Raw genomic sequence first — 250 nt, forward strand, 5'->3', positions numbered from 1 at the left:
GGGGAACCGCTGGGCTGCCAGGCGATTGTCGGGCTTTCTGACGAAGATCTGCATCGGCTTTCTCATCAGCCGCTGCGCTATCTCGACCACGATCATCTGGTGCCGGAAGCCAGCCACGGGCGCGATGCTGCGTTGCTCAATCTGCTACGCACCAAAGTGCGGGAAACCGAAACCGTAGCGGCGCAGGTCTTTATCACCCGCAGCTTTGAAGTATTACGCCCGGACATCTTGCAGGCGCTGAACCGCCTTT

Annotated in this window: 1 pseudogene; it reads left to right on the forward strand. The window is 59.6% G+C overall.

Annotated elements, in window-relative coordinates:
• Positions 1–250 (forward strand): annotated as a pseudogene (locus SB756_RS33295) (cobalamin adenosyltransferase); the annotation flags it as partial.

The organism is Pseudomonas sp. SIMBA_068, assembly GCF_046534705.1.
Lineage (GTDB): Bacteria > Pseudomonadota > Gammaproteobacteria > Pseudomonadales > Pseudomonadaceae > Aquipseudomonas > Aquipseudomonas putida.